This is a genomic window from Tabrizicola oligotrophica (genome assembly GCF_011008935.1).
Lineage (GTDB): Bacteria > Pseudomonadota > Alphaproteobacteria > Rhodobacterales > Rhodobacteraceae > Tabrizicola_A > Tabrizicola_A oligotrophica.
On the sequence record NZ_JAAIVJ010000001.1, the window covers coordinates 573,333 to 594,717 of the forward strand.

General features: G+C 66.4%; 19 protein-coding genes. 11 read left to right on the forward strand and 8 right to left on the reverse strand.

The features are described 5' to 3' along the window. Positions 1–61 precede the first annotated feature (61 nt). Genes G4Z14_RS02775 through hutU form a run of 3 tightly spaced genes read left to right on the forward strand, consistent with a single transcriptional unit; the run spans position 62 to position 4,013 of the window. Positions 62–1,204 carry a CaiB/BaiF CoA transferase family protein gene (locus G4Z14_RS02775; protein WP_164623212.1) on the forward strand — a complete coding sequence of 381 codons (1,143 nt, stop codon included), beginning with the start codon at positions 62–64 and terminating at the stop codon, positions 1,202–1,204. Continuing rightward, complete coding sequence (locus tag G4Z14_RS02780) at positions 1,197–2,321, forward strand: acyl-CoA dehydrogenase family protein (RefSeq protein WP_164623213.1); 1,125 nt, start codon at positions 1,197–1,199, stop codon at positions 2,319–2,321. Before G4Z14_RS02775 ends, G4Z14_RS02780 begins: the two co-directional genes overlap by 8 nt. A gap of 9 nt (positions 2,322–2,330) precedes the next feature. Continuing rightward, complete coding sequence (gene hutU / locus G4Z14_RS02785) at positions 2,331–4,013, forward strand: urocanate hydratase (protein WP_164623214.1); 1,683 nt, start codon at positions 2,331–2,333, stop codon at positions 4,011–4,013. 107 nt (positions 4,014–4,120) lie between these two features. On the opposite strand, the gene G4Z14_RS02790 is transcribed toward hutU, so the two are convergent. Then, complete coding sequence (locus G4Z14_RS02790) at positions 4,121–5,080, reverse strand: CehA/McbA family metallohydrolase (protein WP_227751481.1); 960 nt, start codon at positions 5,078–5,080, stop codon at positions 4,121–4,123. A gap of 129 nt (positions 5,081–5,209) precedes the next feature. Here G4Z14_RS02790 and G4Z14_RS02795 point away from each other — a divergent pair, with 129 nt between their 5' ends. After that, positions 5,210–5,545 carry an ArsR/SmtB family transcription factor gene (locus G4Z14_RS02795; RefSeq protein WP_227751517.1) on the forward strand — a complete coding sequence of 112 codons (336 nt, stop codon included), beginning with the start codon at positions 5,210–5,212 and terminating at the stop codon, positions 5,543–5,545. A gap of 113 nt (positions 5,546–5,658) precedes the next feature. Here G4Z14_RS02795 and G4Z14_RS02800 read toward each other — a convergent pair whose 3' ends face one another. From G4Z14_RS02800 to G4Z14_RS02815, 4 genes are all read right to left on the reverse strand, one after another. Continuing rightward, positions 5,659–6,393: an SDR family oxidoreductase gene (locus G4Z14_RS02800; protein WP_164623217.1), complete on the reverse strand. Its 735-nt coding sequence runs from the start codon at positions 6,391–6,393 to the stop codon at positions 5,659–5,661. A 1-nt stretch (position 6,394) separates the two neighbouring features. Beyond that, complete coding sequence (locus G4Z14_RS02805) at positions 6,395–6,586, reverse strand: 4-oxalocrotonate tautomerase (RefSeq protein ID WP_164623218.1); 192 nt, start codon at positions 6,584–6,586, stop codon at positions 6,395–6,397. An 88-nt stretch (positions 6,587–6,674) separates the two neighbouring features. Beyond that, complete coding sequence (locus tag G4Z14_RS02810) at positions 6,675–8,585, reverse strand: heavy metal translocating P-type ATPase (protein WP_164623219.1); 1,911 nt, start codon at positions 8,583–8,585, stop codon at positions 6,675–6,677. A gap of 104 nt (positions 8,586–8,689) precedes the next feature. Then, positions 8,690–12,385, reverse strand: coding sequence for a vitamin B12-dependent ribonucleotide reductase (locus G4Z14_RS02815; RefSeq protein WP_164623220.1), 3,696 nt, complete (start codon positions 12,383–12,385; stop codon positions 8,690–8,692). Between the two features lie 937 nt (positions 12,386–13,322). Here G4Z14_RS02815 and G4Z14_RS02820 point away from each other — a divergent pair. The 4 genes from G4Z14_RS02820 (at position 13,323) to G4Z14_RS02835 (ending at position 17,113) form a co-directional block, all read left to right on the forward strand. Further along, a complete protein-coding gene (locus tag G4Z14_RS02820) occupies positions 13,323–13,739 on the forward strand; it encodes a Fur family transcriptional regulator (protein ID WP_164623221.1) in 417 nt (138 codons plus the stop codon). Next, the gene (locus G4Z14_RS02825; RefSeq protein WP_321572993.1) at positions 13,736–14,626 is read left to right on the forward strand and encodes a DMT family transporter; all 891 of its coding nucleotides are present in this window, start codon (positions 13,736–13,738) and stop codon (positions 14,624–14,626) included. Before G4Z14_RS02820 ends, G4Z14_RS02825 begins: the two co-directional genes overlap by 4 nt. An 86-nt stretch (positions 14,627–14,712) precedes the next feature. Continuing rightward, on the forward strand, positions 14,713–15,990 hold the full coding sequence (eno, locus tag G4Z14_RS02830) for a phosphopyruvate hydratase (RefSeq protein ID WP_164623222.1): 1,278 nt from the start codon (positions 14,713–14,715) through the stop codon (positions 15,988–15,990). 91 nt (positions 15,991–16,081) lie between these two features. Next, entirely contained in the window at positions 16,082–17,113 is a 1,032-nt protein-coding gene (locus tag G4Z14_RS02835) for an SGNH/GDSL hydrolase family protein (protein ID WP_164623223.1), read from the forward strand. 10 nt (positions 17,114–17,123) lie between these two features. On the opposite strand, the gene G4Z14_RS02840 is transcribed toward G4Z14_RS02835, so the two are convergent. After that, positions 17,124–18,191 carry an NAD(P)/FAD-dependent oxidoreductase gene (locus G4Z14_RS02840; protein ID WP_164623224.1) on the reverse strand — a complete coding sequence of 356 codons (1,068 nt, stop codon included), beginning with the start codon at positions 18,189–18,191 and terminating at the stop codon, positions 17,124–17,126. A gap of 55 nt (positions 18,192–18,246) precedes the next feature. Between G4Z14_RS02840 and G4Z14_RS02845 the strand changes: the two genes are divergently transcribed. The 3 genes from G4Z14_RS02845 (at position 18,247) to rarD (ending at position 19,925) form a co-directional block, all read left to right on the forward strand. After that, complete coding sequence (locus G4Z14_RS02845; RefSeq protein ID WP_164623509.1) at positions 18,247–18,777, forward strand: pseudouridine synthase; 531 nt, start codon at positions 18,247–18,249, stop codon at positions 18,775–18,777. Continuing rightward, entirely contained in the window at positions 18,762–18,896 is a 135-nt protein-coding gene (locus tag G4Z14_RS19065) for a hypothetical protein (RefSeq protein WP_265331845.1), read from the forward strand. Before G4Z14_RS02845 ends, G4Z14_RS19065 begins: the two co-directional genes overlap by 16 nt. A gap of 132 nt (positions 18,897–19,028) precedes the next feature. Then, positions 19,029–19,925 (forward strand): EamA family transporter RarD, encoded by an 897-nt coding sequence (gene rarD, locus G4Z14_RS02850; protein ID WP_164623225.1) that lies wholly within the window; start codon positions 19,029–19,031, stop codon positions 19,923–19,925. 51 nt (positions 19,926–19,976) lie between these two features. Here the strand turns inward: rarD and phoB are convergent, their stop codons facing one another. Both phoB and phoU read right to left on the reverse strand, forming a co-directional pair. After that, the gene (phoB, locus tag G4Z14_RS02855; protein WP_164623226.1) at positions 19,977–20,666 is read right to left on the reverse strand and encodes a phosphate regulon transcriptional regulator PhoB; all 690 of its coding nucleotides are present in this window, start codon (positions 20,664–20,666) and stop codon (positions 19,977–19,979) included. After that, entirely contained in the window at positions 20,666–21,376 is a 711-nt protein-coding gene (gene phoU / locus G4Z14_RS02860) for a phosphate signaling complex protein PhoU (protein WP_164623227.1), read from the reverse strand. Before phoU ends, phoB begins: the two co-directional genes overlap by 1 nt. Between the last annotated feature and the right edge of the window lie 9 nt (positions 21,377–21,385).

Below are 21,385 nucleotides of genomic sequence, written 5' to 3' on the forward strand. Positions count from 1 at the left end.
CCCACGGGGGTCCGGGGGTGTGAAACCCCCGGTCCCGCCCTCCGCGCCCCAGGACCGCCCGATGAAACCCTTGCAAGGCCTTCGCATCCTCGATCTGACCCGCGTCATGGCGGGGCCGTTCTGCACCGCGCTGCTGGCCGACCTCGGGGCCGAGGTCATCAAGCTCGAGCCGCCGCAGGGCGACGATTACCGCCACATCGGCCCCTTCGTGCAGGGCGAATCCGCCCTGTTCACCCTGATGAACCGCGGCAAGCAGTCGATCGTGCTGGATCTGAAAGACCCCGCGGCGCAGGCCACTGCCCGCGCGCTTGCGCTTGCCTGCGACGTGGTGGTGGAAAACTTCCGTCCCGGCGTGGCCAGCCGCCTTGGCCTTGGGCCCGAGTTGCGCGCCGACAAGCCCAGCCTGATCTATGCCTCGATCTCGGGCTTCGGCCAGACCGGCCCCGCCGCCCATCTGCCGGCCTATGACCTTGTGGCGCAGGCCATGTCGGGGCTGATGGCGGCGACCGGCGAAGAGGGTGGCGCGCCACTGAAGGTCGGCGAAAGCTATGGCGACCTGATGGCGGGGCTTTACGCCTCCTGGGCCATTCTGGCGGCGCTGCACAAGCGTGCAAATACCGGCGAGGGCAGCACCATCGACGTCGCCATGTTCGACGCGCTGTTCTCGCTGCTGCCCACCTCCCACGCCGTGCAGTTCTACGCCGGCGCCGCGCCGCGCCGGGTCGGCAACCGCCACCCGCTCTCCACCCCCTTCGGCTGTTTCCAATGCGCCGATGGACAGGCGGTGATCGCCGTGCTGGGTGACCGGCAGTGGCAGGCGCTGTGCAGCCTGATCGCCCGGCCCGATCTGGCCGACGACAGCGGTCTTGCCAGCGATGACGGCCGCACGGCCCACGAGCCCAGGGTGAAAGCGGCAATCGAGGCCTTCACCCTGCCCCGCGCCACGGCCGAAGTCGTGGCCTCGCTGGCCGCCGCCGGCATTCCGACTGCCGAGGTGCAGACGTTGGCCGAAGCCGCCGCCTCCCCGCATGCCACCGCGCGCGGGCTGGTGGCCGACCTGCCGCATGTCACGCTCGGCGCGGCGAAAACCGTCGGCCAGCCGGTGCGCTTTGACGGGGACAAACCGATTGCCGCCACTTCGGCCCCGGCTTTGGGGGCCGATGGCCCCGCCATTCTGCACCGTCTGGGGATCGCACATGACTGACCTTTTCCACATGCTCCCCGAGGAAGAGCGCGCGTTTTGCGATATGTTGTCGCGGATATGTGCAGACAAAATCGCCCCGTTGGCCGCCGAAACCGATGAGTCCTCGACCTTCGTCCATCGCCAACTGGCGGTGCTGGCCGAGGCGGGCATGATGGGAGCGAACCTGCATGTGCTGTCGGCCCAAGGCCTCTTGCGCGCGGTGGAGATCGTTGCCGGGGCCTGCGCCTCCACCGCCTCGGCGCTGACGGCGCATTATCTGGCCACCGACTCGCTTCTCCTCGGCGCCGATCAGGCCTTGCAGGACCGCTTCCTGCCCGCCGCCGCCGAGGGCAAGACCCTCGGCGCCTTCGCCCTGACCGAGCGCAATGCCGGCTCCGACCCCGCCGACATGCGGACAAAGGCCACGCGCGACGGCGACGGCTACTGGCTGAAAGGCTCCAAGTGCTTCATCTCGAACGGCGGGGTGGCGGATTTTCTGGTGGTCTATGCGGTGACCAACCCCGAGGCCGGGCACCGCGGCATTTCGGCCTTTGTGGTCGAGAAAGGCACCCCCGGTTTCACCCCTGGCCGGGCCGAAAACACCATGGGCCTGAAAGGCGGCCATGTCTGGGAACTGGAGTTTGACTGCCTGATCCCCGCCACGAACCGCCTTGGCGCCGAAGGCACCGGCTTTCGCACCGCGATGCAGGTCTTGGACCGCGGGCGGCTGGAAGTGGCCGCCATGTGCATTGGCATCGCCCAAACCGCGCTGAATGCCGCGACCGATTGGGCAAAGACCCGGATCATCGGCGGCGAGCCGCTGGCCGCTCGGCAAGGCATCCGCTGGCAACTGGCCGACATGGCGACCGACCTGCAGGCCGCGCGGCTTCTGGCGCTCGAGGCTGCCCGCCAGCGCCAGAATGGCAGCCGCTTCAGCCAAGCCGCCTCGATGGCCAAGCTTTACGCCAGCGAAATGGCCCACCGTGTCACCGACGCCGCGCTGCAACTGCATGGCGGCTACGGCTTTACCCGCGATTTCCCGCTTGAACGTCACGCCCGCGATTGCCGCATCATGCGGATCTACGAGGGCTCTTCCGAAATCCAGCGCACGATCATCGCTGGCCACCTTCTGCACTGAGGTATCCCCATGAACTCCCGTCACAACACCCGCGACATCTATCCCCCGACCGGCACCGAGATCACCGCCAAAAGCTGGCTGACCGAGGCGGCGATGCGGATGCTGATGAACAACCTGCACCCCGATGTGGCCGAAAACCCGCATGAGCTGGTGGTCTACGGCGGCATCGGCCGCGCCGCCCGGACCTGGGAAGATTTCGACCGCATCGTCGCCACGCTGAAGACGCTGAATGACGATGAGACGCTTCTGGTGCAGTCCGGCAAGCCGGTCGGGGTGTTCCGCACCCACAAGGACGCGCCGCGCGTGCTGATCGCCAACTCGAACCTAGTGCCGCACTGGGCGACCTGGGAGCATTTCAACGAACTCGACAAGAAGGGTCTGGCGATGTACGGCCAGATGACCGCGGGTTCCTGGATTTACATTGGAACTCAGGGCATTGTGCAGGGAACCTATGAAACCTTCGCAGAAGCCGGCCGCCAGCATTACGGCGGCGATCTGAAAGGCAAATGGATCCTGACCGGCGGTCTTGGCGGCATGGGCGGGGCGCAGCCCTTGGCCGCGGTGATGGCCGGGGCCTGCTGCCTTGCGGTGGAATGCGATGAGACGCGGATCGATTTCCGTATTCGCACCCGATACTTGGACGCCAAAGCCAAGACTCTGGATGAAGCGCTGGCGCTGATCGACGACTGGACCGCCAAGGGCGAGGCCAAGTCGGTCGGCCTGCTGGGCAATGCCGCCGATGTCTTCCCCGAGCTGGTCAAACGCATGAAGAATGGCGGCCATCGCCCTGATATCGTGACCGATCAAACCTCGGCCCATGACCCGCTGCATGGCTATCTGCCGCAGGGCTGGACCGTGGCCGAATGGCGCGCAAAACAGGAAACCGACCCCAAGGCGGTGGAAAAGGCCGCCCGCGCCTCGATGCGCACCCATGTCGCCGCCATGGTCGAGTTCTGGAACGCCGGCGTCCCGACGCTCGATTACGGCAACAACATCCGGCAGGTGGCGCTGGACGAGGGCCTTGAAAACGCCTTCGCCTTCCCCGGCTTCGTGCCGGCCTATATCCGTCCGCTGTTCTGCAAGGGCATCGGCCCGTTCCGCTGGTGTGCGCTCTCGGGCGACCCGGAAGATATCCGCAAGACCGACGCGGCGATGAAGAAACTCTTCCCGGAAAACACCCACCTGCACCGCTGGCTTGACATGGCGGGCGAGCGCATCGCCTTCCAGGGCCTGCCCGCCCGCATCTGCTGGATCGGGCTGGGCGACCGGCATCGCGCCGGGCTGATGTTCAACGAGATGGTGGCCTCGGGCGAGCTGAAAGCCCCGATCGTCATCGGCCGCGATCACCTCGATTCCGGCTCGGTCGCCTCGCCCAACCGCGAGACGGAAGCCATGAAGGACGGCTCGGATGCCGTCTCCGACTGGCCGCTTCTGAACGCGCTTCTGAACACCGCCAGCGGCGCGACCTGGGTGTCGCTGCACCACGGCGGCGGCGTCGGCATGGGCTTCAGCCAGCACTCGGGCATGGTGATCGTCGCCGACGGCACCGAGGACGCGGCCCGGCGGCTGAACAACGTGTTGTGGAACGACCCGGCCACCGGCGTCATGCGCCATGCCGATGCGGGCTACGACATCGCACGCGACCATGCCAAGGCGATGAACCTGCGCTTGCCGGGCATTTTGGGCAACTGACCAGCCTTCAATGTGGCTCAAATATCCCGGGGGTAGCCCATTGGTTACGCCATTGGTCCGAGTAACCAATGGGCCGGGGGGCTGGCCCCCGGTCCCACCATGACAACCTAGCCCGCCACCCGCGGGTTCTTCCCTTCGGCGCCGGTCCAGATCGGGTTAGACCAGGCCCGCTTGCCGGCGGCATCAATCACCGCCGCCCGCACCCAGGGCGAGTTGTTCAGCCGCTCCAGCGGCACCTCGGCGCGGGTCATCGAATGGCCATGCACCGCCTTGGCGCCGGTGCCGTGGCCAAGCGCCACCACCGAAACCGCCGCCGAGCAGTCGACGATCAGCTTGTCGCCCTCGATCCGCACATCGCGCAGCTCCGGGCCTTGGGTGGAGTAGAAATGCCCGGCCTTGAGCGCCGCCAGCAGCGCCTCTGGCGTGTTGGCTTCCGCCTTCACCATCACCCAGCCGCCGAAATGGTCCGGTTCGGAGAAATGCGCATCATCGGTGGCGATGAGCGTCAGGCGGCGGCCCTCGGTCAGCAAGAGATCGGCAATCGCCGCCCCGTCGGGCCGGTCGCAGCCCATGGCGCAGCCGTGGTTGTAGATCTCGACGGCATGGGCGGCGGTGATGCTGCGGGCATCCGCCAGCGTCAGACCCGACCATTGCGGATGGGCGATGGCCACGAAAGCGCCGGCGGCAACGGCGCGGGCGGCAATTTCCGGGCCGGTTTCCTGCCCCGCGACCGGCACGAAGGACGGCGTCTGCGAGGGCGCGAAACCGGCGGGCAGGCCGACGGCGAGGATATGCCACAACTCGCCGTTCGCCATGGCGCCGGAATGCAGCTCGGCCCCGAGAATCGTGGTGAATCCGGCATCGCGCATCGGGAGGGTATCGGTGATCGGATAGCCGAAGAGGCCGACGAAATGGTCGGTCAGCGCGATGAAATCATAGCCTTCGGCCTTGTAGCGCCGGCAGACCTCCTCGGGCGACAGCACCCCGTCCGACCGCGTCGAATGGGTGTGCAGGTTGCCCCGCCAGAAGCGGCCCGGGGCGGTGAAGGCGGGATCTTGGTGGCTCAACTCGGTCTCCTTGGCGGGCAAATCCCGCTTGCGTCGTCGCGCACTATCGCAACGGCGCGAAAGCTGTGCTATTCCAAAGCCGACAGGCGAAGAAGGCTGGAAACGATGGTCGCGCTCGGCAAACAGGCGATGGAACCCGGTGAGGCGGTGGGCTGCGTAAGCCTTCCGCCCGAAGAAATGGCGACCCGCGCGGCCGAGGCGGCGACCTTTCTCAAGGCGCTGAGCCATGAGGGCCGGCTGATGATCCTGTGCCACCTGTCCTCGGGCGAAAAGTCGGTGACAGAGCTTGAGGAACGCCTTGGCGCGCGTCAGGCCGCCGTCAGCCAGCAGCTGGCCCGCCTGCGCGCCGAAGGGCTGGTCGCGGCGCGGCGCGACGGCAAGGCGATCTATTATTCGATCAAGGACCCGAAGGCGGGGGCGATCATGGAACTGGTCTACGACATGTTCTGCAAGCCGGGCGCGTGACGCCCGATCCCGCGCCCAATCCCGCACCCGGTGCCCGGCCTGCCGCCGTCGGCCCGGTGGCCGGGGTTTGAGGCCTCCGGCGGGGATATTTGCGCCACGTTGAAGGCCATGGTCTATCCCCGGCCAAGGAAGGGCATGTCGCGGGCCATGATGGTCAGGAAGGGGATGTTGGTGGTCAGGGGCAAGCTGGCCATATGCAGCACTGCCGCCGCGACCTCGGCCACGTCCATTGTGGGTTCGACCCGCGTGGACCCGTCGGCCTGCGGCACTCCCTTGGTGAAGCCCTGCGTCATCTCGGTCAGGGCATTGCCGATGTCGATCTGACCGCAAGCGATGTTGAAGGCGCGGCCGTCAAGGCCGAGGGTCTTGGTCAGCCCGGTGACGGCGTGTTTCGACACCGTATAGGGCACCGAGCCGGGGCGCGGGGCATGGGCCGAGATCGAGCCGTTGTTGAGGATGCGCCCGCCCTGCGGGTCCTGATGGCGCATCAGGTGGAAGGCGGCGCGGGCGCACAGCACCATGCCCGAGATGTTGGTGTGCATGACCGCGAGCCAGTCCTCGACCGGGATTTCGTCCAACGGGGCCGGTTTCGTGGCGATACCGGCATTGTTGAACAGCACGTCGAGCCGGCCCCATTCGGCCGCCAGTCGGGCAAAGGCGCTGTCGACTTCGGCCGGTTGGCTCACATCGGCGGGCAGGATCAGCACGCCCGCGCCCTCGGCGGTTTCGCGCAAGGGTGCCTCGCGCCGGCCCATCAGCGCCACCCGCCAGCCGGCCGCCCGGAAGGCGCGCGCCGTGGCGCGGCCGATCCCGGCACCCGCGCCGGTGATGAGGACGGTCCTGTCCATGCTATTTCAGCCCGTCGGACATCAGCTTGCCGCCCGTCGCCCAATCGCTTTTGGCGATGTCGGTGAAGATCACATGCACCGCCTCGGGCTTGCCGTTGCAGGTTTCGGCCCAGGCCCTTGTCACGGCCTCGGCGCAGGCGCGCTTCTGCGCCTCGCTGCGGCCTTCAAACATTTCGATGCGGATGATGGGCATGGGGTTTTGACCTTTCGTTTCAGGGATTCAACGGCGCCGCGTCGGCAGGAGGCGGGGGCCATGTCGAGGTTGTACTAACGTACGACTCTCATTCGGTCGCCCCACCGCCCCGCCGGATCGGGTCGCCGAGCAGCCGCAGGCCGTTCAGCACCACCAGCACCGTGCCGCCTTCATGGCCGATCACGGCCAAGGGCAGCGGCAGCTCCCACAGGAGCGCGCCCAGCACCAGAACTGCCATGGCGCCAAGCGAAAAGGCCAGATTCTGCCGGATGATGGCGCGGGTGCGGCGGGCCAGCCGATAGGCGGCGGGAAGCTGGGTCATCTCTTCGGAGAGCAGCGCGACATCGGCGGCCTGCAGCGCCACCTCGCTGCCCGCCGCCCCCATCGCCACTCCGATATCGGCCCGGGCGAGCGCCGCGGCATCGTTCACCCCGTCGCCGACAAAGGCGACGCGTCCCTTGGCGGCGAGCTCCGCCACCAACGCCACCTTGTCCTCGGGCAGAAGGTCGGCCAGCGTTTCCTCGGGTCGCAAGCCCAGTTCGGCCGCGATGCGCTGCGCCACGGGTTCCCGGTCTCCGGTCAGCATGGCAAGCGTCGCGCCCGTGGCGCGCAGCGCGGTCAGCGCATCGCGCGAGGTTGCGCGCGGCTGGTCGGCCACCGACAGCGCGCCGATCAGCCGCGCGCCCTGTCCGACATGAATCAGCGTGCGATCGTCGGCTTGCAGCCCGGCCAGCCAATCCACCTGAGGATCTGCCCTCATCTGTTTGACAAGGCGCAAGTTTCCGGCCCAGAGCATCGCCTCGCCCTGACCGCTGGCGATGCCCAGCGACGGCAGGCTGCGAACATCAGGCCGTTCCTCGACCTTCAGCCCGCGTTCGGCCACCTCGCGGCGGATGGCGCTGGCGATGGGGTGTTCGGACTGCGCCTCGAGCCCCGAGACGAGACCAAGGAAGGCGTCCTCGGCCATCCCCGGCGCGACGATCCGCGCCACTTCGGCCCGTCCGGTGGTCAGGGTGCCGGTCTTGTCAAAGGCAAAGGCGCGCACCTCGGCCAGCGTTTCCAGCGCCGCGCCGCCCTTGAACAGCACCCCGCCACGCGCGGCCGCGGACAACGCGGACAGGATGGCGGCGGGCACTGAAATGACGATGGCGCAGGGGCTGGCGGCGACCAGCAGCGTCGCGGCGCGGTACAGCGCAAGATCCGGCGGCAGGCCCCAGCCCAGCATCACCGCCCAGGCCGCCAGCGCGCCGGCCAGCACCGCCACCGTATAGCGCTGGCCGAACCATGCCGAGAAGCGCTCGGACGGCGCCCGCGCCGCCTGCGCCTCGGTCACCAGATGGATCATGCGCGCCACCGTGCTGTCGGAAAGCGCCCGCGTCACCGCCATGTCAAGCACACCGTCAAGGTTCACCGTCGCCTCGTAAAGCGCCGCGCCGGGGGTCTTGTGGCGTGGCTCGGCTTCGCCGGTCAGGGTGGATTCGTCCAAGGCCCCCTCGCCCGCGACGATCACCCCGTCGACCGGCACCCGCGCGCCGGGACGCAGCACCACCACATCGCCCGGCTGCAGGCTGTCGGCGGGCACCTCGCGCACGCACGCCCCGTCGCGCAAGAGCGCGGTTTCCGGGCGCAGTGCCATCAGCGCCTCGAGCGCGCGGCGGGCGCGGCCCATGGCGCGATGTTCGAGCGCGCCGGCGAGGGTGAACAGGGTCAGGAGGATTGCGCCTTCCAGCGGCGCCCCCACCACCGCGGCGGCAAGGGCGGCCAGCACCATCAGGAGGTCGATGTCCAGGATGTGGGCGCGGAGCAGGCTGCGCAGCGCCTCGAGCGCCGAGGGCACGCCGCCCGCCAGATAGACCAGCCCATAGCCCCAGAGATCCAGATCATGCCGCCCGGCGAAATGCGCCGCAAGACCCGCCGCCATGCCCAGAACCACAAGGCCGGGCAGGATCAGGCTCTCCTCCGCCTCGGCGGCATGGTGGTGGGTATGGGCATGGGCCATGGCACTCTCCTCGCCCCACCCTGCCTCAGAGGCGCCCGAGCGCAAGGCCAAAACGAAACCGGGGGCCACGACGGGCCCCCGGATTGTCGATTTTACGCCGGGGCTTAGCTACACCCGCTCGTTCCGCCGCAAGTGTTGCACTTCATGCAGGTGCCGTTCCTGACCAGCGTGTAGTTGCCGCATTCGCCGCAAGGATCGCCCTCGTAGCCCTGCATCTTGGCCTTGGTGCGGGCGTCCATCGAGACGGTACCCGAGGAGATCGCCGTGGCCGAGCTCATGCCGCCCGTGGGTTGCGCGGTGTCCGGCACCAGCATGTTCAAGGCTGTCACCGGGTCGCTGCCGGCAAGCGCGGTGGCCCCGGCGGCGCTGATGCCGCCCTGAAACACCATCAACTCTTGCGGCAGGCGCTTGCGCAGGTAGCCGGTCGAGGAGATCGACTTCAGGAGTTCCACCGATTTCGAGGCCGCCCCGTCGCTGACTTCGCCGAAGTTGCGCTTGCCCTCGTTGTCGCCGCGCCCCAGATCGTCAAAGGCGGCGCCGGTGGGTTTGACATGCGCGAGATCGGTGCGGTCAAGGTAGGAGATCGCCAGTTCGCGGAAGATATAGTCAAGGATCGAGGTGGCGTTCTTGATCGAGTCGTTGCCCTGCACCATGCCCGCCGGTTCAAAGCGGGTGAAGGTGAAGGCCTCGACAAACTCCTCCAGCGGCACGCCGTATTGCAGGCCCACGGAAACCGCGATGGCAAAGTTGTTCATCATGGCGCGGAAGCCCGCGCCTTCCTTGTGCATGTCGATGAAAATCTCGCCCAGCCGCCCGTCACCATATTCGCCGGTGCGCAGGTAAACCTTGTGGCCGCCGACGATGGCCTTTTGCGTGTAGCCCTTGCGGCGCTCGGGCAGCTTTTCGCGGTTGGTGCGGATGATTTCCTTGACGATGATCTTCTCGACGATCTTTTCGGCCAGAACGGCGGCCTTTTCCTGCGCCGAGCCGGTGGCGAGGATTTCTTCGGCCTCTTCGTCATCCTCGATCAGCGCGGCGGCAAGCGGCTGGCTGAGCTTGGAGCCGTCGCGGTAAAGCGCGTTGGCCTTGATGCCGAGCGAATGGCTGAGTTCATAGGCCGCCAGCGTTTCCTCGATCGTGGCCGAGTTCGGCATGTTGATGGTCTTGGAAATTGCCCCCGAGATGAAGCTTTGCGCCGCCGCCATCATGTAGATGTGCGCGTTGACCGACAGATAGCGCGTGCCCTTCTTGCCGCAGGGGTTGGCGCAGTCGAAGACATTGTAATGTTCGGCCTTCAGGAAGGGCGCGCCTTCCAGCGTCATCGTGCCGCAAACATGGTCATTGGCGGCGTCGATCTGCGCCTTGGTAAAGCCGAGGTGGCGCAGCAGGTCGAAGGTCGGGTCGTTGAGCTTTTCCGCCGGGATGCCGAGGGTCTGGGTGCAGAACTCCTCGCCCAGGGTCCACTGGTTGAAGACGAAGCGGATGTCGAAGGCCGAAGGCAGCGCGGCCTCGACCTTTTCCAGCTCGCGCGGGCCGAAGCCGTGGCCGATCAGCGCGGTCGGGTTGATGCCGGGGCAATTGCCGATCGAGCCATGGCCGACGGCATAGGCGACGATCTCCGCCGACTGGCTGGTGGAATAGCCGAGTTTCTCCAGCGCCGCCGGAACCGACTGATTGATGATCTTGAAATAACCGCCGCCGGCCAGCTTCTTGAACTTCACCAGTGCAAAATCGGGTTCGATGCCGGTGGTGTCGCAATCCATGACAAGGCCGATGGTGCCGGTGGGCGCGATCACCGTGGTCTGGGCGTTGCGGAAGCCGTGCTTTTCGCCAAGCGCCAGCGCCTCATCCCAGGCCGAGCGGGCCAGCGTCACAAGGGTCTGGTCGGGGCAGTTGGCGGCATCCAGCGCCACCGGGGCGACGTTCAGATCCTCATACTTGCCCTTGTTCCAGGCGGCGGCGCGGTGGTTGCTAATGACGCGCAGCATGTGGTGCTTGTTGCGCGCATAGCCGGGGAAGGCGCCCAGCTCGGCGGCCATTTCGGCCGAGGTGGCATAGGAGATGCCGGTCATGATCGCGGTCAGCGCGCCGGCCAGCGCCCGGCCCTCGTCGCTGTCATAGCCAAGGCCCATGTTCATCAGGAGCCCGCCGATATTGGCATAGCCAAGCCCCAGCGTGCGGAAGTCGTAGCTGAGTTGCGCGATTTCCTTCGACGGGAACTGCGCCATCATCACCGAGATTTCCAGCGTGACAGTCCACAGCCGCGAGGCGTGGATATAGGCTTCGGCGTCGAACTTGCCGTTATGGAAGAAGGTCAGCAGGTTCATCGACGCCAGATTGCAGGCGGTGTCGTCAAGGAACATGTATTCCGAGCAGGGGTTCGAGCCGCGGATCGGGCCATCCGCCGGGCAGGTGTGCCAGGCGTTCACCGTGTCGTGGAACTGGATGCCGGGGTCGGCACAGGCCCAGGCGGCATGGCCGATCTGGTCCCAGAGCTCGCGCGCCGAGACGGTCTTGGCGACCTTGCCATCGGTGCGGCGGATCAGCTCCCAGGGCTGGTCGTTCTTCACCGCCTTGAGGAAGGCGTCGGTGACGCGGACCGAGTTGTTCGAGTTCTGGCCCGAGACAGTGATATAGGCTTCCGAATCCCAGTCGGTGTCATAGGTCGGGAATTCGATGCTGTCGAATCCTTGGGCTGCGTATTGCAGCACGCGGTTGGTGTAGGTGTCGGGGATCATGGCCTTTTTCGCGCCGCGGATCGCCGCTTTCAGGCCGGGGTTCTTCGCCGGATCCACCGCGTCCTCGCTCGAGCCGTCCCAGGCCCGGATCGCCGCGAAGATCTCGTTCAGCTTCTGCTCATGCATCTTCGAGCCGGCGACGAGGCTCGCCACCTTCTGCTCTTCGATGACCTTCCAGTTGATGAAGGCCTCGATATCGGGGTGGTCCATGTCGGCGATGACCATCTTGGCCGCGCGCCGCGTGGTGCCGCCCGACTTGATCGCCCCCGCCGCGCGGTCGCCGATCTTCAGGAAGCCCATCAGGCCGGAAGACTTGCCGCCGCCCGACAGTTTCTCGCCCTCACCGCGAAGCGAGGAGAAGTTGGTGCCGGTGCCCGAACCGTATTTGAACAGCCGCGCTTCCCGCACCCACAGGTCCATGATGCCGCCGTCGCCGACGAGATCGTCTTTCACCGACTGGATGAAGCAGGCATGCGGCTGGGGATGCTCATAGGCCGAGGCCGATTTGGTCAGCTCGCCCGTCTTGTGGTCGACATAGTAGTGGCCCTGCGACGGGCCGTCGATGCCATAGGCCCAGTGCAGCCCGGTGTTGAACCATTGCGGGCTGTTCGGCGCGGCCATCTGGCGGGCCAGCATGAAGCGCATCTCGTCGTAATAGGCGCGGGCGTCGGCCTCGGTCGAGAAATAGCCGCCCTTCCAGCCCCAATAGGCCCAGGCGCCGGCCAGACGGTCGAACACCTGCCTGGCCGAGGTTTCGCCCACCATCCGCGCGTCCAGCGGAAGTTTGGCCAGCGCCTCGTCATCGGGGACCGAACGCCAGAGGAACTCGGGCACGCCCTTTTCCTTGACGCGCTTCAACGCCGCGGGAATGCCGGCCTTGCGGAAGTATTTCTGCGCCAGAACGTCGGACGCCACCTGGCTCCAGCCGTCCGGCACTTCGACCGCCTCGTTGCGGAACACCACCTTGCCATCGGGATTGCGGATCTCCGATGTGGTGATCTGAAACGCCATTTCGCCGTAAGCCCCGGCCTCGGCCGTAGTGAACTTCCGCTCGATTTTCATGCCCCGTCTCCGTCCCGTGCCTGGCGGGGATTTTCCCCTGCCGTTTTGGTTGCATTTCCCCTGCCCGCAAAACACATGCCCACCGATCCTTCCCGCGCTTGGCAAAAAGGGCCGCGCCGGTGCTCTGGCGCTGATCTGGATCGGTGACCATCTGTCCGTCTCCACTATATCTTGTGGTTTGGCGGGCGACCTCATCAAATTGTCGGAATTCCGGCCGCGCGGCAATTGGATTTTTTAACTCATCCACAAGATTTTGTGCTTGACCGCAGGCCCGCCGTCTAGGGGTGGCAAGGCCTGCCGACGACGGCCTCTTGCGGCACTCCTTCACAAGCCCTGTGAAGAAAGCGCTTTTCCCTTTGGAATCGGCCTGCTTGCCGGGCAAGGCCGATGCAGACTCTGAAGCAGACCCAGCCCCGGCCGGCCCGGCGGTTCACCGGAATGATTCCCGCCGCGACAAGCAGAAATGCCACAACCCGCGCCAGGGTAAGCGGTTCGTCATGGAACATGAGGCCAAGGCGAATGGCGAAGGCCGCGGCCAGCGAGGGAAAACCTGCCAGCGTGGCCGTCGGGTTGACCGACAAGCGCCATGCCACAAAGCCCCCCCCGCCACGACGACCGCCCGCAGGAACGGGCCGAAGCCAAGGCTCGCCCCCAAGAGAATCGGGGCGGAGACGGCGACCCTCCAGATCCGCTGCGCCACTGGTCCCGCCACGCGCAGGCTGGTCTTGCGGGCGAGAACGGCCGTGCCCACCAGATCTTGTGTCCCGCCCCCGCAGGCCGCGCAAGAATCGCCGCTGTGCAAGGGAAAGCCAGCGCCAGTCCTGCCGCATCCAGCCCGTCCCTGCACCTCCCTGCCCGCCCACCCGCCAGCCTGCCTTGCCTCTGGTCCTGCGGCCGCTGATGGCGTAAAGCGCCGGGAGAGAAAAGGACACCGCCCATGCGCGACATCATCGCCCGATGCGAGGCCAAGGGCCTGCGGATGACCGACCAGCGCCGGGTTCTGGCGCGCGTCATCGGCGAGGCCGAGGATCACCCCGATGTCGAGGAACTCTTTGCCCGCGCCGCGGCGGTGGATCCGAAGATCTCGCTCGCCACAGTCTACCGCACGGTAAAGCTGCTGGAAGAGGCGGGGATTCTGGACAAGCTGGAATTCGGCGATGGCCGCGCCCGCTATGAGGATGCCGAGCGCGACCACCATGACCACCTGATTGATGTCTCGACCGGCGCGGTGATCGAATTCGTCGATCCCGAAATCGAGGCCCTGCAGGAAAAGATCGCCGCGCGGCTGGGCTACAAGCTGATCGGGCACCGGCTGGAACTGCTGGCGGTGCCGCTGAAGAAGGCCAAGGCGTGAGACATACCGACAACACCGCGGCCACCCTGCTGATGGTTGGCTCGATGGCGGCCTTTGCCGTCGAGGATCTGTTCCTGAAGCGCGCCGCCATGGCGCTGCCGCCCGGTCAGGTGATTGCGATGATGGGCGCGGGCGGGGCGCTGGTGTTCTGGCTGCTCGCGGCGCTGAAGCGCCAGCGCATCCTGACCGCGCCGGCGCTGCGCGGTGCGGCGCTGGTGCGCTCGCTGTCCGAAGCCGGCGCGACCATGCTCTACATCACGGCGCTGGCGCTGATTCCGCTGTCGGTCAACTCGGCGCTGCTGCAAGCCTCGCCGCTGGTCGTCACCATGGGGGCGGCGCTGTTTCTGGGTGAACCGGTGGGCTGGCGGCGCTGGACGGCGATTGCCACCGGCTTTGCCGGCGTGCTGATCGTGTTGCAACCGTGGAACGACAGCTTTCAGGCCGCCGGCATCCTGACCGTGCTTTGCGTCGTGATGCTGGCCGCGCGCGATCTGTCCACCCGCGCCATGCCCGCCGACATCGGCACCTTCCAGCTTGTCACCTGGGCCTATCTGGCGCTGGTGCCGGCGGGGCTGGTGCTGATGGTCCTTGCGGGCGACCGCGTCACCGCGATCGACCCGACCCGCTGGTTCGACCTTGCCATGGCGCTGATCTCGGGGCTCTTCGGCTATTACGCCGTGACCGCCGCCACCCGTCTGGGCGAAGCCGCCGTCATCGCGCCGTTCCGCTATACCCGGCTGGTCTTTGCGCTGATCCTGGCGATGCTGTTTCTCGGCGAACAGCCCGGCCCGGCCATGCTGATCGGGGCGGCGCTCATCATCGGATCGGGGCTTTACACCTTTGCCCGCGAACGGATCCGCGCAAGGGCCGCCCGCGTCACCGGCTGACCCTCTCGCCGCACCGCAGAGACTTTCCTTGCGCGCCTCAAGCGTGTATGAGGCGCACGAGAGCATTCAGGCCGAGGGAGCGCCCCATGAGCACGATCATCGACATTCACGCCCGCGAAATTCTGGACAGCCGGGGCAACCCGACGGTCGAAGTCGACGTCACCCTTGAAAGCGGCGCCATGGGCCGCGCCGCGGTGCCCTCGGGCGCCTCGACCGGCGCGCATGAGGCCAACGAGCGCCGCGATGGCGACAAGGCGCGCTACCTTGGCAAGGGCGTGCTGGAGGCGGTTGCGGCGGTGAATGGCGAGATTGCCGAAGAACTGGTGGGCTTTGACGCCACCGAACAGGTCGGCATCGACCGCACCATGATCGAGATGGACGGCACGCCGAACAAGTCGCGCCTCGGCGCCAATGCCATTCTCGGCGTCTCGCTCGCCGTGGCCAAGGCGGCCGCCGAATTCACCGCGCAGCCGCTTTATCGCTACATCGGCGGCACTTCGGCCCGCATGCTGCCGGTTCCGATGATGAACATCATCAACGGCGGCGAGCATGCCGACAACCCGATCGACATCCAGGAATTCATGATCATGCCGGTCGGCGCGCAGGACATCCGCGAAGCCATCCGCATGGGCGCCGAGGTGTTCCACACCCTGAAGAAAGAGCTGCAGAAGGCCGGCCACAACACCGGGATCGGCGATGAGGGCGGCTTTGCGCCGAACCTGAAGTCCGCGCGCGAAGCCCTGGATTTCATTCTGAAATCCATCGAGAAGGCCGGCTACAAGCCGGGACAGGACATGTTCCTCGCGCTCGACTGCGCCGCGACCGAGTATTTCAAGGGCGGCAAGTACGAGATGAAGGGCGAAGGCAAGTCGCTGACCATCGCGCAGAACGTCGAGTTCCTTGCTGGCCTTGCCGCCGATTACCCGATCATCTCGATCGAGGACGGCTGCTCGGAGGATGACTGGGAGGGCTGGAAGCTTCTGACCGACACGCTCGGGGCCAAGGTGCAACTGGTCGGCGACGACCTGTTCGTCACCAACCCGCGCCGTCTGGCCGAGGGGATTTCCAAGGGCGTGGCGAATTCCATGCTGGTGAAGGTGAACCAGATCGGCACCCTGACCGAGACGCTGCAGGCCGTCGATATGGCGCATCGCGCGCGCTACAGCAACGTGATGAGCCACCGCTCGGGCGAGACCGAGGATTCGACGATCGCCGATCTGGCGGTGGCCACCAACTGCGGCCAGATCAAGACCGGCTCGCTTTCCCGCTCCGACCGGCTGGCCAAGTACAACCAGCTGATCCGCATCGAGGAAATGCTGGGCGAGACGGCAGAATACGCCGGGCGCTCGATCCTGAAATCCTGAGGCGCTGACGCGGCGTCAAGCGCGCCCGGCTCTTGACGCCGGGCGCGCATCTTGTAATGGTATTCCCGTCCAGGTTGAATTTTCGGGGTCTATGGTCGTGACGGTTTTTATTTATGGCGGTTCCAACTCGCTTCTTAAAACAGGCTGGACTGCGGGATTACAGGAAGATTTTCCGCCCCACTCCGTAGTCAATCACTCCATCGGGGCGACTACTTCGGTTACAGCAATCTACCAGATGCTTACCAATGCCAAGATCAGGCACGAACCTGGTGATGTGGTGGTCTGGGAATATGCCCTGAATGAGGCCAACCATATTACCAAAGGGTTAGACCCTGAAATAGCGTTGGGAAATACTGAAAGATTCATCCGGGAATGTGCGCGGCGTGAATTGAAACTTGCCGCCGCGGTGTTCACACCGCTGGACCAAGAAATGGCAGAAGAACGCATGCCGTACTATTCGATGTTGCATGCGCTGTTTCAACACTATGGTATTGAAATATTTGACGTATCACAGACTTGGCGCTTGCAGAATGACGTCCCGCGAGTTCCCCGGAGACTCTATCGCAACAAGGCACATTATGCCGATGATCCGGAAATTCGCAACTTCATCATTGCTGGCGTGAAGACGGCACTTGGCAAGGCTCAAAGGCCAATGAATGTTTCACCCTTGCGGTGTGGCCCGGGGGAACTTCATGTCGAGCTTGCCAAGACTGGCGAGCGTTTCGAGAATTCCCGCATTTCGGCGCTTGTTGCGCCTATCAATTATCGAATGGAGTTTTCGCGCAAGGGCGCTGTGGTGGGGCTTGCCGCCTTGGTTCACCCCAATTCGCGCAGCGGACTTCATGTGCGGCTTGATCGACGGAATCGCGTCGAAAGCATGGCCAATTTTTCGACGGCGGGCGCGAAATCCATGGGAAAGCCGATCATGAAAGTATATTCGGCCGAGGCTGCAAAAAACGTCACATGGGATGTAATACCCGGAGACGTCTTGGATATCGGCCCACTGAATTCTGCTGGTCTGCTATATTCCGAAACCTCATCGCGGGGTGAGCTCAAGCGGCTGGATGAAGTACAGCCCGCGTCTTTTATCGGCGTGGTGATGGAACTGTCTGAGACAGACTGACAACCGGCCGTCAGACCGGCCGCAGCAGCCGGTCCGGCCGGAAGGGCGCAGCCTCGGGCAAGATCCCCTGCCCGGTCATTTCGGCCGCCAGCGCCTCGGCTGCGATGGCCGCCAGCGTCACGCCGGAATGCATCACCGAAAGCCAGAGCCCCGGCACGCCCGCCACCGCGCCGATGATCGGCAGCCCGTCGCCCGGCACCGGCCGGTCGGCCTGCATCACCGTTTCGACCCGCAGGTCCTTCAGGCCCAAGAGCGCCGAAATGCGCGCCAGCGCCGCGACCGCCTGACCGAGCGGGTCGGAAAGATCGTCGCCCGCGTCCGACTGATGGAACGCCGCCGCCGGGGCCAGAAGCCGGCCGTCATCCTCTTGCCGAAGTTCCTGTTCGGGGCCGGCAAGGATATGGGCCAGCCGCAGGCCGACCGGCGCGCTGCGCAGCAGCAGGCCGGGCCGGTGCAGCATCGGCAGCGCCAGCCCGAGCGGGGCCAGCAGGTCGGGCGCGCCAAGCCCCGCCGCGATCACCACCTGATCGGCGGCCAGCGGGCCGTGGGGCGTTTCGACGCCGGTGACGCGACCCTCCGCAACCCGCAGTTGGCCGCGCACCCCGCTCAGCACCCGCGCGCCCGAGGCGGCGAGCAGCGCCCGGCTCAGCTCCGCGGCATCGACCCAGCCTTCCGTCGGAAAGAACAGCGCCTCCTCCGGCGGGGCGGTCAGGGCCGGTTCGCGCCGGGCAATCCCGGCCCGGCCGAGCCGCTCCAGCGGATAGCCCGCCGCCTCGAGACGCGCGGCGGTGGCGGCAAGCGCCTCGCCCGCCTCCTCCCACCACAGGCAGCCACTGGCCCGGTGCAGCCCCGGCAGCGCCCGCGCCAGCCGCTCATGCGCGGCCATCCCGGCAAGGCGCAGCGCGAAATGCGCCTCCGACAGCGAGAAGCTGGCGTTGATCCAGCCGAAACTGCGCCCCGAGGCCATGGCGGCGGGCAGCCCGGCCTCGACCACGGTGACGTCGCGGCCACGGCGGGTCAGCTCAAAGGCCAGCGCGGCGCCGATCAGCCCGGCGCCGATGATGGTGATCTTTTCCATGCCGGCAGGCTGGCACGGCGTGGCGCGGGCGGCAAGGCCTGTGCTAGAAGGCGCCATGCTGATTTGCCTGAACAAGCCCTATGACGTGCTGTGCCAGTTCACCGATGGCGAGGGGCGCGCCACGCTGGCCGATTTCGTCGGCGTGAAGGGGGTCTATCCCGCCGGGCGGCTTGACCGCGATTCCGAGGGGCTGGTGATCCTGACCGATGACGGGCGCCTGCAGGCCCGCATCGCCGACCCGCGGCACAAGATGGAAAAGACCTATTTCGCGCAGGTCGAGGGGCTGGCGGGCGAGGCGGCGCTTGCGGCGCTGCGGCAGGGGGTCACGCTGAAGGACGGCCCCACCCTGCCCGCCCGCGCCCGCGCGGTGCCGCCGCCGGACTGGCTCTGGCCCCGCGTGCCGCCAATCCGCGAGCGCAAGACGGTGCCGGACGGCTGGATCGAGCTGACCATCCGCGAGGGGCGCAACCGGCAGGTGCGCCGGATGTGCGCCGCTGTCGGGCTGCCCTGCCTGCGGCTGATCCGCTGGCGGGTCGGGGACTGGACGCTCGAGGGGCTCGCCCCCGGCAAGTGGCGGCAGGCATAACCGAAGCGGCGCGGATCGTCGCGCCCCGCACGCTCGCACCGCATCCTGAGGGCGGCTGGCATCGGCAGGCCAGGGTCGACGCCGGCCTGCGCGATCATCTGGCCAAGTCACGCATCTAGCCAGGTCACGGCCGAGGGCTGTCCGACCTTCACCAGCGACCATCTGCAACGGGGCCGGCCATAACGCCGGCTTATTGTAGGGGTCACAAGATTGCATTGGCCGCCGCCGCCGCCCTGCGCTAGTCAGGGCGCATGAGTGCAACATCCCCCCAGAACGTCGACACCCCCCGCGGCTTTGCCTTTGCGCTGGTGGCCTATCTCCTCTGGGGCTTCCTGCCGCTCTACATGAAGGCGCTGGCCGAGATCCCGACGCTGGAGGTGCTGGCGCATCGGGTGCTGTGGTCGGTACCGATCGCGTTGCTCATTCTGGCGGCACTTGGTCGTACCGCCGATCTGGCGGCGGCGCTCGGCAGCCCGCGGATGCTGGCAATGGCGGCCCTCACGGCGGCGCTGATTTCGGTCAACTGGGGGATCTATGTCTGGTCGATCCAGACTGGCCACGCCCTTGAGGCGGCGCTTGGCTATTACATCAACCCGCTGTTTTCGATCTTCCTTGGTGCGGTTCTCCTCAAGGAGCGGCTGTCTGGGGCGCAGAAGCTTGCCATTGCGCTGGCGGCAACCGCGGTTGCCTTCCTGACATGGCAGGTTGGCAAGGTGCCGGTGGTGGCGCTGAGCCTGACGCTGACCTGGGGGTTCTACGCCTACTTCAAGAAGAGGCTGCCTATCGGGCCCAATCAGGGCTTCACGCTGGAGGTGATCCTGCTGCTGCCCTTTGCGCTGGGTTATGCGGTCTGGCTTGGGCTGCGGGGCGAGGCGATGTTCATGGCCTCGACCCCCGCGAACACCGCGCTCCTGATGGGCTGCGGCGTGGTCACGGCAGTACCGCTGATGATCTACGCCAACGGGGCGAAGCTCCTGAAGCTCTCGACCATCGGCATCATGCAATACATCGCGCCGACGATGATCTTCCTGACCGCGGTGTTCTGGTTCGGCGAGCCTTTCGACAGCGCGCGCCTGATTGCCTTCGGACTGATCTGGGCGGCGCTGGTGATCTACACCATCTCGCTCCTGCGGCAGGCCCGGCGCTGAGCCTGCGAAAATCGCCCGATTTTCGCAGGGCGATTTTCGGATGAAAATCGCTCAGCCCAGCGAGTAGCCCGCGCCGCGCACGGTGCGCAGCGGGTCATCGCCGCCCGTAGCCATCAGCGCCTTGCGCAGGCGCCCGACATGGACATCCACCGTCCGGCTGTCAACATAGATGTCGCGGCCCCAGACCCGGTCGAGCAGCTGTTCGCGTGAAAACACCCGGCCGGGGCGTTCCATCAGGCAGGACAGGAGCCTGAACTCGGTCGGCCCGAGTTTCAGCGCCGCCCCGGCGCGCGTGACGCGATGGGTTTCGGGATCAAGCCGGATGTCCTGCCAGTCCAGCACTTCACCCGCCTGTGCGGGCCGCACGCGGCGCAGGTGGGCGCGCAGGCGGGCCATCAGTTCGGCTACCGAATAGGGCTTGATGACATAGTCGTCTGCCCCGGTTTCCAAACCGCGCACCTTGTCCACTTCCTCGGAACGGGCCGAGAGCATCAGGATCGGAATGCCCCGCGTCTCGGGCCGGGCGCGGATGCGGCGGCAGACCTCGAGCCCGGAGACATGCGGCATCATCCAGTCCAGCAGGATCAGGTCGGGCAGGCCTTCGGCCACCCGCTCCATCGCCTCTTCGCCATTGGCGGCAGCGATCACCTGAAAGCCCTCGGCCTCGAGGTTGTAGCGCAGGATCTCGCGCTGCGCCGGTTCATCCTCGACCAGAAGGACGCTGGGCCTTGGGGCGGACATCAGCCCTGCCCTCCCTGCCCCAGCACGGCATCGACCTTGGGCCGGGCGTCGCCCGGCAATTGCCCGGTGGTCATGTAGATCACCTGCTCGGCAATCGTCGTGGCGTGGTCGCCCACCCGCTCGATGTTCTTGGCGATGAAATGCAGCTGCATTGCCGGGGTGATCTTGCGGCTGTCTTCCAGCATATGGGTCAGCAGTTCGCGGAAGATGGCGTTGTACATCTGGTCGACCTCGTGGTCGCGCAGGCGCACTTCGGCGGCAAGGCCGGCATCGCGGGCAATGAAGGCGTCAAGCGCGTCCTTCAAGAGCAGGCTGACCTGCCGGCTCATCCGCTTGAGCGAGCCATGGGCCTCGGGCAAGGGCGCGAGATCGGCCAGCAACTTGGAGCGTTTGGCAAGGTTCTTGGCATAGTCGCCGCAGCGCTCCAGATTCGAGGCGATCTTCATCACCGACAGGACGGTGCGCAGGTCAGTGCCCATCGGCGCGCGCAGGGCGATCAGCCGGGCGCATTCGGTGTTGACCTGCTCTTCCAGCAGGTCGATCGCGGCGTCATTGGCGCGCACCTGATCGGCCAGCACCTCGTCGCGGCTTTCCAGCGCCCGCGCGGCATCGGCAAGCGCGGTTTCCACCAGTCCGCCCATCCGCATGATCATCGCCTGCACGGCCTCGAGATCGCGGTCAAAGGCCCGCAGGATGTGTTCGTTCGCCATGGTCGCTCC

What these genes read in the sequence shown, in the direction of transcription:
- G4Z14_RS02775 (WP_164623212.1), top strand. Translation starts at nt 62, where the DNA reads ATGAAACCCTTGCAAGGCCTTCGCATCCTCGATCTGACCCGCGTCATG.
- G4Z14_RS02780 (WP_164623213.1), top strand. Translation starts at nt 1,197, where the DNA reads ATGACTGACCTTTTCCACATGCTCCCCGAGGAAGAGCGCGCGTTTTGC.
- hutU (WP_164623214.1), top strand. Translation starts at nt 2,331, where the DNA reads ATGAACTCCCGTCACAACACCCGCGACATCTATCCCCCGACCGGCACC.
- G4Z14_RS02795 (WP_227751517.1), top strand. Translation starts at nt 5,210, where the DNA reads ATGGAACCCGGTGAGGCGGTGGGCTGCGTAAGCCTTCCGCCCGAAGAA.
- G4Z14_RS02800 (WP_164623217.1), bottom strand. Translation starts at nt 6,393, where the DNA reads ATGGACAGGACCGTCCTCATCACCGGCGCGGGTGCCGGGATCGGCCGC.
- G4Z14_RS02805 (WP_164623218.1), bottom strand. Translation starts at nt 6,586, where the DNA reads ATGCCCATCATCCGCATCGAAATGTTTGAAGGCCGCAGCGAGGCGCAG.
- G4Z14_RS02810 (WP_164623219.1), bottom strand. Translation starts at nt 8,585, where the DNA reads ATGGCCCATGCCCATACCCACCACCATGCCGCCGAGGCGGAGGAGAGC.
- G4Z14_RS02815 (WP_164623220.1), bottom strand. Translation starts at nt 12,385, where the DNA reads ATGAAAATCGAGCGGAAGTTCACTACGGCCGAGGCCGGGGCTTACGGC.
- G4Z14_RS02820 (WP_164623221.1), top strand. Translation starts at nt 13,323, where the DNA reads ATGCGCGACATCATCGCCCGATGCGAGGCCAAGGGCCTGCGGATGACC.
- eno (WP_164623222.1), top strand. Translation starts at nt 14,713, where the DNA reads ATGAGCACGATCATCGACATTCACGCCCGCGAAATTCTGGACAGCCGG.
- G4Z14_RS02835 (WP_164623223.1), top strand. Translation starts at nt 16,082, where the DNA reads ATGGTCGTGACGGTTTTTATTTATGGCGGTTCCAACTCGCTTCTTAAA.
- G4Z14_RS02840 (WP_164623224.1), bottom strand. Translation starts at nt 18,191, where the DNA reads ATGGAAAAGATCACCATCATCGGCGCCGGGCTGATCGGCGCCGCGCTG.
- G4Z14_RS02845 (WP_164623509.1), top strand. Translation starts at nt 18,247, where the DNA reads ATGCTGATTTGCCTGAACAAGCCCTATGACGTGCTGTGCCAGTTCACC.
- rarD (WP_164623225.1), top strand. Translation starts at nt 19,029, where the DNA reads ATGAGTGCAACATCCCCCCAGAACGTCGACACCCCCCGCGGCTTTGCC.
- phoB (WP_164623226.1), bottom strand. Translation starts at nt 20,666, where the DNA reads ATGTCCGCCCCAAGGCCCAGCGTCCTTCTGGTCGAGGATGAACCGGCG.
- phoU (WP_164623227.1), bottom strand. Translation starts at nt 21,376, where the DNA reads ATGGCGAACGAACACATCCTGCGGGCCTTTGACCGCGATCTCGAGGCC.